The following is a 13,322-nucleotide window of genomic DNA, read 5'->3' as shown; positions in this document are numbered from 1 at the left end:
CCCACACAGACCGCACGGCAACGGCTCCACGCAACGACGGCACCCACCGCCGTGAGGCGGTGGGTGCCGTCGTCAGGTCTGGAGCGTGCTGCTCAGCCCTCGGTCTCGGTGTCGTCCATGGTGTCGTCACCCATGGTGTCGTCTTCCAGGGTGTCGTCCGTCGCACCATCGTCGGTCATGGTGTCGTCCGTCGCACCATCGTCGGTCATGGTGTCGTCCGTCGCACCATCGTCGGTCATGGTGTCGTCCGTCGCACCATCGTCGGTCATGGTGTCGTCCGTCGCACCATCGTCGGTCATGGTGTCGTCGGTCATGGTGTCGTCGGTGCCGGTGTCGGTGGTGGTGTCCGTGGTGTCGGTACCGGTGTCACCGCCATCGTCACAGGCAGCGCCAGCCAGTGCGAGACCAGCGACGGCAGCGATCGACAGGAAGCGCTTGCGGAGCAGCATCTGGTGTTCTCCTTGGTCAGGGGTCCCAGCCGGGAGCGGCCGGGGTGCTGGGGGAAGCGTCACTCACCGGACGGTGAGGGCATCGCATCCCCGCCACCCTCCGGCCACTGGCCCGCGTACGGGCGGTGGCCGGGGGGCCGTGTCCGCCGGAGCGCGGTCGGACAGCAAGCGGGAGCCCCCGTTCGGCACCCCCATGCTGACCTACGACCGCGGTCGTTGATACCCCGCCACTCCGGACGGGCGGCCATGGCCGCCGGGCCACGCCCCACCGGACGTCACGCCTGCTGGCATTCGGCGGCCGAGGCGTTCCCGCGGCGAATCGGTACGGTGCGGTCGAGGTTCGGGCGGCCGAGGAGCGGGCGTGACCGAGGACGTGACCGCACTCCCGTCGCGGGCGATGTGGGCCTGCTGGGGGCTGGTCCTCGCCGGTGGCATCGCCGTCGTGGCCGCCGCGGCGGCGGCCCTGCTCGATCCCTGTACCCGGGCCGGCGCGTGCACCCCCGACTCGCTGGTGGTGGCCGGACGGCTCGCGTTGCTCGGCACAGCGCTCGCGGTGGCCGGGATCGGCGGATGCGCCTGGGTGTTCCTACACCGACGGTGAGTCGCGGCGTGTCTCCGGCGCCTGGGCCTCGTCGGGGGCGTCGTCGGCTCCGGGCCCCGCGAGATCCACGAACGAGTACGGCGGCCACGGCCCCAGGAAGCGGACCTGCGCCGCAGGCTGTTCCTCCTGCAGGCGGGCCAGCTCCCGTCCGAGCACGTCCACGCCGTCCCGCGGCGTGAGCAGCGAGGCCGCGAGCACCGCCACCTCGCCGTCACGTGCGGTCGTACGCCGGGCCTCGTCGAGGTCCTCGACCAGGGCGACGATCCGCCGTCGGACCTCCGGGTACCAGGCGTCGGCGATCTCGTCGGCGACCTGGCGCCGGAGTCGGTCGAGCCGCTTGTCGAGCAGTCGCCGCACGCCGGCCGACTTGCCTTCCATCTCCTGCTGCAGACGCACGACCTCCGGCGCGTCCGCGGCGACCGTGGCCCGCTCGAGACTGAGCTCCAGGCGCAGCTCGACCCGGTCGCGCAACTCCTCGAGCCGGCTGCGCAGCTCCGGACCCTGCTCGTCGAGCCACGCCAGCAGCCGCTCGACGGCGGGTTGCTGGTCGCCACGGACGAGCACGTTGAAGGTGACCGGCAGGGCCGTGCCGATCGCGTCCCAGGCCCGTTCGATCACTTCGCTGTGCTCGACGATCCAGCGCCGCACGTCGTCGTCGGCCCCCTGGTAGGGACCGGTGTCGTTCTCGGCGACCAGCGCGACCAACCCGTGCGGGCCCTCGACGGCGACCACCTCGACCCCGTCGATCCCGCGGCCGGGGACGTCGTCGACGTCGGGCAGCGGACCGGGCACGATCGCGTAGACGTACAGGTCTGCGCTCACGAATGCAGCTCGCTCTCCTCGGCCCAACGCTGCGGATTGATCAGCTTGTCGATGACCTCGTCCACGACGTCGTCGAGGCCCCGACGCAGGTCGGCCACCGAGGTGGTGATGCCGTGATCCGCCTTGAGCTCCTCGAGGGCCTCCTCGAGCTCCAACAGGGCGTTGCCGAGGCGTTCCTGCTCCTCCTCGGTCAGGTCGCCGTGCTCGATGCGCCGCAGCGCCTGCGACTCGAGCGCCTCCTCGATGATCTCGACCAGCGTGACCACCAGCGAGAGCACCCCGTGCTTGAGGCTCTGTTCATCGACTGTGAGCGCCATCGCCTTCTCCTGCGTCGACCGCCGGGACGTCCTGTGCCGCCAGGGCACGCACCGCCTGTTGCCAGCGGGGTGGGTCCGAGGGTGCCAGCCGGATGCTGCCGCCGTCGGTGTGGACGACGAGCACCCGTCCGGACCCGGTCGGGGTCCGGTCGCTCACCAGCTCGACCCCGCGGATCTGCTCCCGACGCACCACGACGGCGGCGCGGGCGTCGTGCGGCGAGATCCAACTGAGCACGGCGTCACGACTGATCCGCCCGGTCCCGCCGCGCCACAGTGGCGCCCCTACGCGCGGTTCCTGGTACCAGACGTGCCCCTCGAGCAGCGGACGTTCGTCCTGCTCGGCGATCTCGATGGGTTGTTCGGGCAGCGCCACGCCATGACGCTCGAGGGCGACCCGCAGCCCGGTGTACAGCCGCAACGGATCGGCGGCCGTGAGCAGCGCATGGTCGTCGTCGGCGAGCTCGAGCCGGAGTCGGGGGCGCGGCTCTCCGCCGACCGTGCGCTGCATCTGCAGCCGCACGTCCCGGATCGCCTCGAGCGGTGCCTGCCACAGCAGCTCGCGGGGTTCGCGCCGGAAGGCGAACAGGCGCCGGTCGGTCAGGTAGAGGTTGCCGGGTCGCCAGATCTCGGCGAAGTCGCGCTGCAGGTAGGAGCCGGTCATGTGCACGGCCAGCTGCTCGCCGTCCTCGAACGGCACGTCCTGGATGCTCGAGCGGCGCACCCACTCGCGGGTGGCGGCGTCCCAGTCGCGCAGCATCCCGTGGTCGAGCATGGTCTGCATACCGGCCAGCGTGGCGCGCAGGTTGACGCCGATGAGGGGGATGTCGGCGACCGCGATGATCAGGTCGAGGTCGAGGTAGACACCGCGGTTGAGCAGGACCTCGATCAGCTCGGGCAGCGTGGCCCGGACGTCGCGGGTCGGCTCGAGGGCAGCGGGCTCATCCATCCTGCTCGGCGCCTGCGGCCGATTCGCGCGGTGCGCCACGGTCGTCCGACGTCGTACGCTCGGCGTCGCGGTCCCCGCCCTCGTCGAGTTCGGGCGTCGACGCCTGTCCCTGGGCCAGGGCGCGGGCGCTCTGCCAGCCACACCACGGGCACGACTCGCGCAGCAGCTCCTCGGTGGGGACCCGCTTGCCGCAGTCGGGGCACGCTTCCTTGGCGATGAGCGTCTCCTGCCAGGCCAGCGTCGAGGTGTTGGTCCCGGAGGGGAACTCGAGCCCGTAGCGGGCGGCCGTGTCGAACGAGGCGAGGGCCGCACGGATCTTCACCCCCAGCAACTCGACGCCGGCCACCGACACCATGATGTCGGCGTTGAGGACCAGGCCCTTGTCGAGCAACGTCTCGATGACGTGGACCAGGCTCCCCTCACGGTCTCGGTGCGGTTGGACGGCGGCGTTGACCACGACGCACTCTCCCCGGAAGGTGGCGGACTGGCGCCCCTGCGACGCCGGACGTTCGCGACCCATCCTCGCGGTCCCCGGGACAGGCCACAACCGGAGACCGTGCACGAACGGCCGGTCCCGACATGCGGAACGATCGCTCCTGCGGCAGGACGAGACCCCGCCGAGTGCTCGGCGGGGTCTCGTCCCTGCAGGCGTCGCATCGCGCGGGTGGTTCCGTGCGACGGAGGCATGGACAGGACCCGCTCCCGTCGCCCCCTCGGCGGAGCGGCGGACGGTCGCGTCAGCGATCCATGGCGTTGTGCAGGAACGTCGCCATGTGCCCACGCGTCACCGGGGTGTTGGGCCGGTAGCTGCCGTCCTCGTATCCTCGGGCGACGCCTGCCGCGGCGATCGCCCGGATGGCGTTCTCGTGCGTCGTCCCCCGGATGTCGCGGAAGACCTGCGGCCCGGCCGGGTACTGGAAGGCCTGTTGGAGGAAGGCCGCCATCTGGCCGCGGGTGACGGCGGCGTCGGGACGGAAGGTGCCGCCCTCGTAGCCCTGTGCGATGCCGGCGTGGGCGACCGCGTCGATGGCCGCGGCGTGCGTACCGGTCACGTCGGAGAAGCGTCCGGCGGGCCCGGCCGGCAACTCCAACGCCCGGTGCAGGAAGCTCGCCATCTGGGCTCGCGTGACGTGCTCGTCCTGCCGGAAGGTGCGGTCCCGGTAGCCCGCGGCGATGCGTGCGCCGGCGACGCGGAAGATGTTGTCCGCGTGGGTGCCCGTGACGTCGGTCAGGTCGACCTCCGCGAGGACGTCGAACGGCGGGCTGATGGTCCAGCGGTGCACGAGCGTCACGAGGTGTCGGCCGTCGGCGGCGTACCCGCGGACCTCGAAGCGATGGTCACCGACCGGGAGCCCGCCGTACCGGGCCGATGCGGGACACGCCGATTCCCACGTCCCGAACCGGCACCTCAGTGTCGCGACCGCCGCATCGGCCTCCCACGACAGGTCCGCGTACGGCGAGATGGTGACCGCACGGGGCACGGTGGTGAAGCGCGCCGGGGATGGGCCCGTGCCCTCCCACACCACCGTGAAGCTGGTGGCGGGAAGGCCCGCTGCGACCACCTGGTACTCGTGCGGCCCGACCCCACGGGTGCCGCCGCGCTGGGTATCGGTGTGGTCGAGCTCGATGCCGACCGTCCCGGCGAGCGCGGTGCCCGACCGCAGATCTTCTCGTGGCCCCGCGTCGACGGGGTCATCGATGACGGAGCCGATGCCCTGGATCCAGGCGGTCATCGCGCCGCTGCTCACCTGGTTCGCGGGGAAGAACCGGGGTCCGTCGGCGACGATGACGCCGCTCGCCACGAGCGCATCGATGTTGGCAGCCTGGGCGCTGTGGACCGGGACGTCCTCGAAGACACCACCAGCCACGTCCGGCAACGGTCGTACGGTCTCGAGCATGCGCCGCAGCATGGTCGCCGCCTGCGCTCGGGTGACCGCCCCCTCGGGTCGGAACGTCCCGTCCCCCTGGCCGCTCATCAGCTGCCGGTCGATGACGAACGCCAGGTCCCGGGCCACCGGATGGCTGGGGTCGAGGTCCTCGTACCGCCCGAGCACCTCCCGGACCTGCGCCGGGCTCGGGAAGTCGTCCGGAGCGATCATGCCGGCCGTGATCGAGGCACGGACGAGCCAGGTGGCGAACGCGGCACGATCGAGCGTGACATCGTCGACGACGAGGTCGACGCGTCCGTCGAGCGGCGCACCCGAACGGTCGGTCAACCCGGTGATCCCGAGCGTCGTCGACGCGTCGACCGGCAGGGCCCAGGTGTCGGGCCCGCGTCGGTCGGCACCCGGGATCGTCACGCTCGGTGCGGCGACCGCCATGGCGGTCGTCGACGTGGCCGTGATCGCTGCGGTGGCCGGGTCGGGTGCCGCGGCAGCCGCGGCGGTCGGGAAGAACGAGGCGGCCGCGAGCGTCACGGCGGTGGCGGTGGACAGGCGGCGGTGCGGACGCATGCGGCGTTCCCCCGTTGATCGCTCGGCCGCCGGTGCGGTCGATGCGCCGCGGACCCTAAGCGGCGGACCGCCCGGTATCCGCCGGTCCGACCCCCGGCCGCTGACCTGCGCGCGGGACGCGCTCCGAGGTCGTCGGCCGGCCTCCAGGACGCAGACGATCGGTCAGCGGAGACCGTCGACGCACGAGTCGACCTCGATGGCCCCGATGTCGACGTGCGGCTGGTTCAGCAACGCGGCCGCGCGGTCTGGGACCGCACCTCGACACGACGGAGACCCCGCCGAATACTCGGCGGGGTCTCGTCTCTGCAGGCGTCGATCGCGCCCTGGTTCCGTGCGATGGAGGCGTGGACAGGACCCGGTTCCGTCGCTCCCTTGGTGGAGCGGCGGTCGGTCGCCCGTCCCCTCGGCGCGGCCCTTGGTGGCCGATCCGGAGGCGCGTTCATCACACGAGCTTGGGAGGCGTCCGGGGAGGTGCACCCTCCGTCGAACGTCTCGCGGTGGGGTGTTCGGTGAAAGCCCGCAGCCATGGCTACGGGATCACAGGGCAGGTGTCTCCGAGGTGGTGCCGGGGGGCCTCCACACGCCGAACCCCGCATTCATCACACGGCCTTTCAACGAACAGTTGCAGTCACCCGACCGGCCGCACCGCGTGCTCCCAGTCGCTGTGGACCCGTCGCCACTCGGCAGAGCGGTTGCCCGGGTGGGTGAGCGCGTACCACCGTGCGCGGTACTCACCGACGCGCAAGGTGCCGGGCTGGCCGTAGCCCTCGAGGCGAAGGCCGCGCGCCGGGACCCCGTCGGCACCATCGACGATCTGGCGCAGGGCGGCTTGTGCCTCCCTGCCCAGCGACACGACCGTCGCCGCGTCGGTCGCAGTCAACTCAGCCCGCAGTCGGCCTCGCTCCTCGGATACCACCGTCGAGACGAGTTGGCGCGGTGTCGGGCGAGCCGGCAGGTTCGCCGGGGGGAGGCCGGCCAACACGGCGAACGGCTCGTACACGTCGCGGATGCGGTCGGCTTGCTCGGCGCGGCCGCCGGTACCTGACTTCACAAAGAAGCGGGGTATGAGGTCGGTGAACATCGTTCGTTGCGAGTCGACGCCCAGGGGACCGAGGACTCTGTCGACGACGGAGCGTCCCGAAGTGCCGTTCATCGTCTCGCGAACGTGCCCGTGCTGCCCCGGTTCGTCCCCGGGCACAAAGCCGACCCTTTGTTGCCAGTCCGCAACGAGGGGCACCGGGTCGGGGTTCACCCCGTCCCAGAACACAGTGGGTTCGACATCGACTGCGAGTGCACCAACGCGAACTGGCAGACCGTGCGACTCGGTGGCCCATGACGGTAGGTCCCACCGCACGTGCAGCGCGCTCGGGTAGACGCCGACTACGGCGACCGCCGCTGGTGCCTGCTTCGGCAGTCGGCTGATGCGTCTGGTTGACGAAGCGCCGAACGGGAACTGATCACTCATGCGCGCCCCCGCCGGTCGCCCGGTTAGCCTTCTCGAATCGATCAGCAGCCTGCGTGTCACTCGTGACCGTATGGTGCGCCGACTCCTTGCGGCTGCCGTAGGGTGGAGTTCATGGGGAAGTACCTGAACCGTGGCATGTACGACCTCGTCGAGGTCGCACACCTGCTCGGCGTTGATCCAGATCGGGTCGTGAGGTGGTCAACGCCGACACGTTCCCGCGCGGCGATCGTTCCACCCGCGCTCGACCCCCTGTTCACGTTCCACGACCTCATCAGCCTGCTCGTCGTCGCCAAGCTCGTCGAGCGACAGGTGAGCAATGAACAGTTGGCCGACGGTGTAGCCACGCTCTCAGCGGAGCTGGGGACCGATCGCCCCTTGGCGCGCGAGGAACTGCGCGACAACATCGCAACCATGGGACGGGCATTCTTCGCGCGCCTTCGCGGCGAGTGGGTCGACGTGGGTCGGGGTGGGCAGCGAGCGTTCCCTGAAGTCGTCCTTCCGGCCCTCAAGCAGGTCGAGTACGGCGACGACCACTTCGCGGCCATCTGGCGCCCTCGCAAGGGTGTCTGGCTGAACCCGCGAGTACAGGCTGGTTCCGCCTGCATCGACGGCACGCGGGTGCCGACCGAAGTCCTGGCGCGAGCGGTGGCGTTGGGTGAGTCGCCGGAAGACGTAGCCGACAACTACGAACTGGACGTCGCAACTGTCCTGACGGCAGCTGCCTACGAGCACCAACTGGCTGCTGCCTGAGTCGATCGGTTGCCGGACTGGCCCCCACACCCCGGAACAGAACCCGCCTGCTCTTCGACGAGCAGGCCAGCCCCCTGGTCGCCAAGGCGCTCGCGGCACTGAAGCTGCGCGTCTCGCACGTGGGAGCCGAGGGTCAACCTGTCCGTGGCTCCGACGACGAGACGGTTCTGCGTCAGGCTCAGGCCACCAATCAGGTGATCGTCACCCAGAACCACGACATGCTGGTGCTCTGCGCAGATGAGTCCGCACCGGTCGTCTGGCTGGACCCACGGGACAAGGACCTCAGGCGCGAGGCGATGGTGGTCCTCTGCTTCAGCCAGATCAACGCGTGGCAACATCTGCTTGATGACGCCGACGGACCTGTGTGCATCGTGGCGAGGAAGACCAGCTGCGAAGCCATCCCGTTGGAGGTCGCTCGTCGCCGGGCCTTGGAGCGGGGCAAGAGGCGGCGTCGCGAGATGCGAAGGCAACGACCTGCAGCCGACGGAGGTCTCTTCCAGAATGATGCCGGCTCATCCGCAACTGAAGGCTTGTAGCCTGCGATCGTCGGGTAAGCGCAGCGACGCTACCGCATCGCCCGGAGGTGCCAGAAGAACCGGACGATGCGCAAGACGCCGCCGTTGGCCGCCCCAGGTGGACGGGGCTCGAACAGGCGAGGGAGTGTCCTGCCACAGCACAATGCCGACCTTGCACTTCTCGGCGAGGGCGTAGAGCGCCGCGACCTGTCCGTCGGTGAGCTTGCTCATGGTGAAGAGGTGGTTCACGGCGTCGTCTCCTCTCGGCGCATCGACGATCGGCTGGCATGGAAAGGATCCGGCCCGCCTGTCGGTGCGGAGGGTCAGGTTGTGCGGCGCCCCAGCGAGTGTGGAGGGTGCGCCCCGATAATCCAGCCTTACGTCAACCGGGCAGGTCGGTCGGGTGACTGTGGCGCCACAGCAACAGCTCGGCAGCGAGCTGCCCGAGGAGCCCGTGTGCGTCGAGCGGGTCGAGCGCGAGGTCGGTGCTGCCCTGGCGTACGAGCCGGCTGCGACGGATGAGCCGCTCGAGCTCGTCGTTGTCGGGCCGGCGCTCGAGTGGCTCGCCCGCCGGCGCGGTGAGGACCGGGTCCAGTCCGAGGGCTCGTCGCGCTTCGTGGACGACCACGCGCCAGCTGCGGGCCTCACCGAACCCCTGCCGCTCGTGGTGCTGCGTCATGCGCTCGGCGTAGATCGCGATGCGCTGCACCGCCTCCTCGAGGGTTGGCGCCTCGCTCGCTTCTTCGTTCATCGACCCGGTCCCTCCCGCACCGCCCTGTCGTGGCGCAGTGTCGCTGCGGGCTGTGACGTGACCCGCCGGCGCTCGGGTCGACGGCTCGGGCCGCACTGCAGATTTACGGTCCGGTGACGAAGTCGTCGCGCAACCGGGCCCGGACGGGTCGGCTCCGGTCGAGCTCGAGCACACCTGCCTCCTCGAGGACGACAGCAACCCAGTTCGCGGTCTCACGCTTCACGTAGCGCTTCAGGTGGGCGCTGAGGGAGCCCTTCTCGGACTCGGTGTCGAAGGTCCCCGTCGTGAGCAGCCAGCCGCGACCGTCGAAGACCCCGGGGATCTCCTCGAGCGCCTCCCAGGGCAGGCGGGTGTGCGACTGTCCTTGACCGAGCAGCAGCACGATGCCGCGCTCATCGAGTGTTGCAAGAGTGAAGATGGCGCCGGTCGGCGTTTGGAGCTGCGTGCCGGCTGCGAGGTGGTCGCGAAGGGCGCGTTCCACCGGCCCCGGTGCAGATGGGCGGGACATCACGCGCGTCCGGACTGGTGGCGCCAGACGGTGTGATCGACGGCGCGCAGGGACACGTCGACCCCCCAGCGGCGTGTGAGCTCGTCGCGGAGCGCGCTCATCAGGTCAAGCGCGTCACGCCAGCCGAAGTCTTGTCCGAGAACCTCGTGGAGCCAGGCGATGACCATGACGTCTGGCTTGCTGGACTCGGCGCCGCACAGCATCCGGAAGTACTCGAAGGTCACGGGGCCGAGGCCATCGACACTGGTCCATGCGAGCTTCTGGGTCTCGTAGGTTTCGTCGTTCGGGGTCAGCGCGACATCCTGGCGTCGCCGTACGCCTGCGGCGACGAGTGCCTGCGCCGCGTCGATCACGAGTTCCGCCTTGAGACGGTGAGTCCCGGAGCGGTTGTCGAACACGTCGTTCGCGGCCGCTTCGCCGCTCACCGCGGAGAGACGGTTCGCCAACATCGACACGTCGTGATGGTCAGGTGCGTCTCGCTCGACGGGAAGAGGCGCGATTTCTGTCAGGTCGGCCCACTCGGCGTAGCTGGACACAACGCGGGTGACGCCTTCGTAGCGGGCTTGGATCGAGAAGACCGCGTCGACGACGGCGAGCCCGGAGTCGCGGTAGCCGTCGGGGATCTGCAACCCGTCGGGAGCCGGGCAGAACGACTCGAACGCGTCGGCGAGAGCAGCGCGGGTGGTGTCGTCAACGTCCATGAGGAGTCTCAAGGTCGAGTTCGGGGGTGTCGTGACGTTCGGCGGCACGGCGGTGGACGTAGCGCAGCATCCAGGTCTTGACGATGTTGGCGTAGGCGGGGTCGTCGAGAAGGCGTTTGCCGAGGTCGGTGTTGTGCTCCATGGCGTCGATGACGGCTTCCATGAACGCGTCGTTGAACGCGTACTGGAAGGTCTGCTCGTCGTTGACGGCGGCCTGCTGCTGCAGCTCCGGGTTGGCCGACATCCGTTCGCCGACAGCTTGGTAGAAGATCTTGTCGTCGTCGGTGACCTCAGCGCCGAACCGGTCGTTGATCGCGTCGACGACCTCGGACAGCAGGGCCACCTCGTCGTCGGTGAGGCTGCCTTGGCCGGTGCCGGTGAAGGCAGTCTGGTCGTGTTCGCCGCCCTCGAGGTGGATGTCCTCGGTGCCGCGCTCGGCGAGCTTGAGGTGGGTGAGCTCGAGCTCGTCGGACAGGTCCAGCGCAGTGCCGGCGCGGGCGCCGATGCGCCGGAGCAGCATTTTGGCGTAGGGGTAGGCCTTCTCGAACTCCTCGTCGGCGTAAGGCAGGACCTGAGCCAGGAAGGCGTACATGCGGGTGAACTGCGCCAGCGCGGTCCGGAAGGTCTCCTGCTGTTCCTCGTCGAGTGCCTCGAACCGGCCTTCGGCTGGGGCGAGCGCGGCGTGCAGCAGCGGGTGGGCGGTGCGGTCGTCAGGGGTGGAGGTGAACCAGGCTTGCGCGAACGTGTCGAGGTCGGCCTCGTCGAGCACGTGGTGGTCCTCGAGCCGCTGCCACACCTCATACAGCGTCTGGTCGTCGGTGGGGACGCCGACGGGGCCGTCGTAGAACGGCTCGAACGCGGCGGCGATGTCGTCGCGGTCGTTGACGAAGTCGAGGACGAAGGTGTCGTCTTTGCCATCGCGGGAGCGGTTGAGCCGGCCGAGCGTCTGCACCGCGGCGACGCCGTCGAGCTTCTTGTCGACGTACATCGTGTGCAGCTTCGGCTGGTCGAACCCAGTCTGGTACTTCTCGGCCACGACCATCAGGTGCATGTCATCGCCGTCGAAGCGGCGGACGGTCCGAGTCTCACCGAAGCCGTTCATGGACGCTTCGGTGTGCTCGACCTCCGGCGCGTCGGGGTCTTGGACCTTGCCGGAGAAGGCAACCACGACGCCAAGGTCGTAGCCCTGCTCGGCGATGTAGCGGTCGAGGGCTTGCTTGTAGCGGACCGCAGCGAGCCGGCTGCGTGTGACCACCATCGCCTTGGCTTGCCCGCCGATGCGGTGACGGACGTGCTGCCGGTAGTGCTCGACGATGACCTGGGCCTTCTCGGCAATCATCGCCGGGTGCAGAACCGCGTACTTGGTGACCGCCGAGGAGGCCTTGGACTTCTCGACCTCGGCGCCCGACTCGGTGGTGACCTTCCAGAACGTCGCGTAGGTGGTGTAGTTGCGCAACGTGTCGAGGATGAATCCCTCCTCGATGGCCTGCCGCATCGAGTACAGGTGGAACGGTCGCAGCTTGCCGTCCGGATGTCGGGTTCCGAACAGCTCGAGCGTCTTACCCTTCGGAGTGGCCGTGAACGCGAACATCGACACGTTGTCCGGCCGCCCCCGCGCCTTGGCCGACGCCGCCACCGCCTCAGCGACCGGGTCCGCGTCGTCGTAGACCGCCCACTCCTCCGCCGCGAGCGCGACCTCCTCACCCGCGCCGAGGTCCGCCGGCCGCAAGACCTCTTTGAGCTGCTTGGCCGACTCCCCCGACTGCGACGAGTGCGCCTCGTCGATCAGCACCGCGTACCGGCCCCCGCCGGCGTCGCGGATCGCTTCGAGCTGCGCAGCGAACGGAAACTTCTGCAACGTGGAAACCACGATCCGGGTCGACGGACGCGACAGCGCATCCGCCAGCTCACGCGACGAGTCGACCGACACGACCTTCCCAGCAGCCGACGCGTGCTCGAACTGCGCCACCGTGGCCGAGAGTTGCGCGTCGAGCACCCGCCGGTCGGTGATCACGATGACCTTGTCGAAGACCCGGTCCGTCCCGGCCGGGTCGGTCAACCCGGTCAGCCGGTGAGCGAGCCAGCCGATGGTGTTCGACTTGCCCGATCCGGCCGAATGGACGACGAGGTAGGACTGGCCAGCTCCGTGGGTGCGGGCGTGCGCTTCGAGCTTGCGGACCGCGTCCCACTGATGAAACCGCGGGAAGATCATCCGTGTCGTCGAGCCCGGGTCGGCCGGATCGGCCGGGGTGACGTGCACGAACCGGTGCAGCAGATCGAGCCAGTTGTCCCGCTGCCACACCTGCCGCCACAGATAGGACGTCTTGTGCGACCCGTCGCCCGGGTCGTAGTTCCCCGCGCCGCCGGCCCCATCGGGCGACGAGCCGCGGTTGAACGGCAGAAACCTCGTCGTCGGCCCCGTCAGGCGGGTGGCCATCATCACCGCGTCGGTGTCGACCGCAAAGTGCACCACCGACCGGAACCCCAGCAGCGTGTCGGACGGGTCACGGTCGTGGCGGTACTGGCGCACCGCCTGCTTCACCAACTGGCCCGTCAGCGAGTTCTTCAACTCCGCGTCCGCGACCGGGATCCCGTTGACGTACAGCGCCAGGTCGACCTCGCCCCAGGTGCCGTCGGGCTTGCGGACCGGTGCCTCCAACACGACCGTCAGCCGGTTCGCTTCGTAGGCGGCGACCAGGTCGGCGTTGAGATCGTTGGCGGGCTTGAACTGACAGAACGAGAACCGCGCCCCGCCCCGGACCTTCTTCCCGCCACGCAGCAGCCCGAGCGCCCGACCAGGTTCCTTGTCGAGGTCCTTGGCGACGATGTCCGCCAACTGCTGCTGCCAGCCAGCGCCGGCGACCGACGCGAACTTCTCGACCGCCGCCGGCTGCGTCGCCTCGAGATAGCCGACCAGGTCGTCGACCAGCAGCCGCGTCGCCCGGTCGACTTCGGCCGCTGGACGCTGCTGCCAACCTGAGCCCGCGACCATCTCGACAGCGATGTCGCGCTGGAACTGTCCCTCGTCGTGCATCGGCATGCCT

General features: G+C 69.8%; 15 protein-coding genes. 3 read left to right on the top strand and 12 right to left on the bottom strand.

What is annotated here, in order from left to right:
* Positions 1-92 precede the first annotated feature (92 nt).
* Complete coding sequence (locus tag ELR47_RS05215) at positions 93-449, bottom strand: hypothetical protein (protein WP_130648931.1); 357 nt, start codon at positions 447-449, stop codon at positions 93-95.
* Positions 450-810: 361 nt separating this feature from the next.
* Between ELR47_RS05215 and ELR47_RS05210 the strand changes: the two genes are divergently transcribed.
* The gene (locus ELR47_RS05210) at positions 811-1,050 is read left to right on the top strand and encodes a hypothetical protein (protein ID WP_130648930.1); all 240 of its coding nucleotides are present in this window, start codon (positions 811-813) and stop codon (positions 1,048-1,050) included.
* Here ELR47_RS05210 and ELR47_RS05205 read toward each other — a convergent pair.
* The 6 genes from ELR47_RS05205 to ELR47_RS05180 form a co-directional block, all read right to left on the bottom strand.
* Positions 1,036-1,872, bottom strand: coding sequence for a GvpL/GvpF family gas vesicle protein (locus tag ELR47_RS05205; RefSeq protein ID WP_165403859.1), 837 nt, complete (start codon positions 1,870-1,872; stop codon positions 1,036-1,038). The two genes, ELR47_RS05210 and ELR47_RS05205, sit on opposite strands and share 15 nt — an antisense overlap.
* Positions 1,869-2,189 (bottom strand): gas vesicle protein GvpK, encoded by a 321-nt coding sequence (gene gvpK, locus ELR47_RS05200; protein WP_130648928.1) that lies wholly within the window; start codon positions 2,187-2,189, stop codon positions 1,869-1,871. Before gvpK ends, ELR47_RS05205 begins: the two co-directional genes overlap by 4 nt.
* Complete coding sequence (gvpJ, locus tag ELR47_RS05195; protein WP_130648927.1) at positions 2,170-3,135, bottom strand: gas vesicle protein GvpJ; 966 nt, start codon at positions 3,133-3,135, stop codon at positions 2,170-2,172. The genes gvpK and gvpJ overlap by 20 nt, the downstream gene beginning before the upstream one ends.
* A complete protein-coding gene (locus tag ELR47_RS19090) occupies positions 3,128-3,655 on the bottom strand; it encodes a gas vesicle protein (RefSeq protein ID WP_130648926.1) in 528 nt (175 codons plus the stop codon). The genes gvpJ and ELR47_RS19090 overlap by 8 nt, the downstream gene beginning before the upstream one ends.
* 217 nt (positions 3,656-3,872) lie before the next feature.
* Positions 3,873-5,588, bottom strand: a complete 1,716-nt coding sequence (locus tag ELR47_RS05185) for an S-layer homology domain-containing protein (protein WP_130648925.1) — start codon at positions 5,586-5,588, stop codon at positions 3,873-3,875.
* A gap of 628 nt (positions 5,589-6,216) precedes the next feature.
* A complete protein-coding gene (locus ELR47_RS05180) occupies positions 6,217-7,053 on the bottom strand; it encodes a hypothetical protein (RefSeq protein WP_130648924.1) in 837 nt (278 codons plus the stop codon).
* A 111-nt stretch (positions 7,054-7,164) separates the two neighbouring features.
* Between ELR47_RS05180 and ELR47_RS05175 the strand changes: the two genes are divergently transcribed.
* Positions 7,165-7,803 (top strand): DUF433 domain-containing protein, encoded by a 639-nt coding sequence (locus ELR47_RS05175; RefSeq protein WP_130648923.1) that lies wholly within the window; start codon positions 7,165-7,167, stop codon positions 7,801-7,803.
* Positions 7,800-8,339 (top strand): DUF5615 family PIN-like protein, encoded by a 540-nt coding sequence (locus tag ELR47_RS05170; protein ID WP_165404192.1) that lies wholly within the window; start codon positions 7,800-7,802, stop codon positions 8,337-8,339. The genes ELR47_RS05175 and ELR47_RS05170 overlap by 4 nt, the downstream gene beginning before the upstream one ends.
* Here ELR47_RS05170 and ELR47_RS05165 read toward each other — a convergent pair.
* The 5 genes from ELR47_RS05165 to ELR47_RS05145 form a co-directional block, all read right to left on the bottom strand.
* Positions 8,316-8,567, bottom strand: coding sequence for a hypothetical protein (locus ELR47_RS05165; protein WP_130648921.1), 252 nt, complete (start codon positions 8,565-8,567; stop codon positions 8,316-8,318). The genes ELR47_RS05170 and ELR47_RS05165 overlap by 24 nt on opposite strands.
* 133 nt (positions 8,568-8,700) lie before the next feature.
* The gene (locus tag ELR47_RS05160) at positions 8,701-9,069 is read right to left on the bottom strand and encodes a hypothetical protein (RefSeq protein WP_130648920.1); all 369 of its coding nucleotides are present in this window, start codon (positions 9,067-9,069) and stop codon (positions 8,701-8,703) included.
* A 103-nt stretch (positions 9,070-9,172) separates the two neighbouring features.
* Entirely contained in the window at positions 9,173-9,577 is a 405-nt protein-coding gene (locus ELR47_RS05155) for a hypothetical protein (RefSeq protein WP_130648919.1), read from the bottom strand.
* Positions 9,577-10,278, bottom strand: coding sequence for a hypothetical protein (locus ELR47_RS05150; RefSeq protein ID WP_130648918.1), 702 nt, complete (start codon positions 10,276-10,278; stop codon positions 9,577-9,579). Before ELR47_RS05150 ends, ELR47_RS05155 begins: the two co-directional genes overlap by 1 nt.
* The gene (locus tag ELR47_RS05145; RefSeq protein WP_165403858.1) at positions 10,268-13,318 is read right to left on the bottom strand and encodes a type I restriction endonuclease subunit R; all 3,051 of its coding nucleotides are present in this window, start codon (positions 13,316-13,318) and stop codon (positions 10,268-10,270) included. The genes ELR47_RS05150 and ELR47_RS05145 overlap by 11 nt, the downstream gene beginning before the upstream one ends.
* Positions 13,319-13,322 lie beyond the last annotated feature (4 nt).

Origin of the sequence: Egicoccus halophilus, assembly GCF_004300825.1 — a bacterium.
Taxonomy (GTDB): Bacteria; Actinomycetota; Nitriliruptoria; order Nitriliruptorales; family Nitriliruptoraceae; genus Egicoccus; species Egicoccus halophilus.
The sequence above is the reverse complement of the archived record's forward strand: the minus strand, read 5'-3'. Positions and strand labels throughout refer to the sequence as shown.

What these genes read in the sequence shown, in the direction of transcription:
- ELR47_RS05215 (WP_130648931.1), bottom strand. Translation starts at nt 449, where the DNA reads ATGCTGCTCCGCAAGCGCTTCCTGTCGATCGCTGCCGTCGCTGGTCTC.
- gvpK (WP_130648928.1), bottom strand. Translation starts at nt 2,189, where the DNA reads ATGGCGCTCACAGTCGATGAACAGAGCCTCAAGCACGGGGTGCTCTCG.
- gvpJ (WP_130648927.1), bottom strand. Translation starts at nt 3,135, where the DNA reads ATGGATGAGCCCGCTGCCCTCGAGCCGACCCGCGACGTCCGGGCCACG.
- ELR47_RS19090 (WP_130648926.1), bottom strand. Translation starts at nt 3,655, where the DNA reads ATGGGTCGCGAACGTCCGGCGTCGCAGGGGCGCCAGTCCGCCACCTTC.
- ELR47_RS05185 (WP_130648925.1), bottom strand. Translation starts at nt 5,588, where the DNA reads ATGCGTCCGCACCGCCGCCTGTCCACCGCCACCGCCGTGACGCTCGCG.
- ELR47_RS05180 (WP_130648924.1), bottom strand. Translation starts at nt 7,053, where the DNA reads ATGAGTGATCAGTTCCCGTTCGGCGCTTCGTCAACCAGACGCATCAGC.
- ELR47_RS05175 (WP_130648923.1), top strand. Translation starts at nt 7,165, where the DNA reads ATGGGGAAGTACCTGAACCGTGGCATGTACGACCTCGTCGAGGTCGCA.
- ELR47_RS05160 (WP_130648920.1), bottom strand. Translation starts at nt 9,069, where the DNA reads ATGAACGAAGAAGCGAGCGAGGCGCCAACCCTCGAGGAGGCGGTGCAG.
- ELR47_RS05155 (WP_130648919.1), bottom strand. Translation starts at nt 9,577, where the DNA reads ATGTCCCGCCCATCTGCACCGGGGCCGGTGGAACGCGCCCTTCGCGAC.
- ELR47_RS05150 (WP_130648918.1), bottom strand. Translation starts at nt 10,278, where the DNA reads ATGGACGTTGACGACACCACCCGCGCTGCTCTCGCCGACGCGTTCGAG.
- ELR47_RS05145 (WP_165403858.1), bottom strand. Translation starts at nt 13,318, where the DNA reads ATGCCGATGCACGACGAGGGACAGTTCCAGCGCGACATCGCTGTCGAG.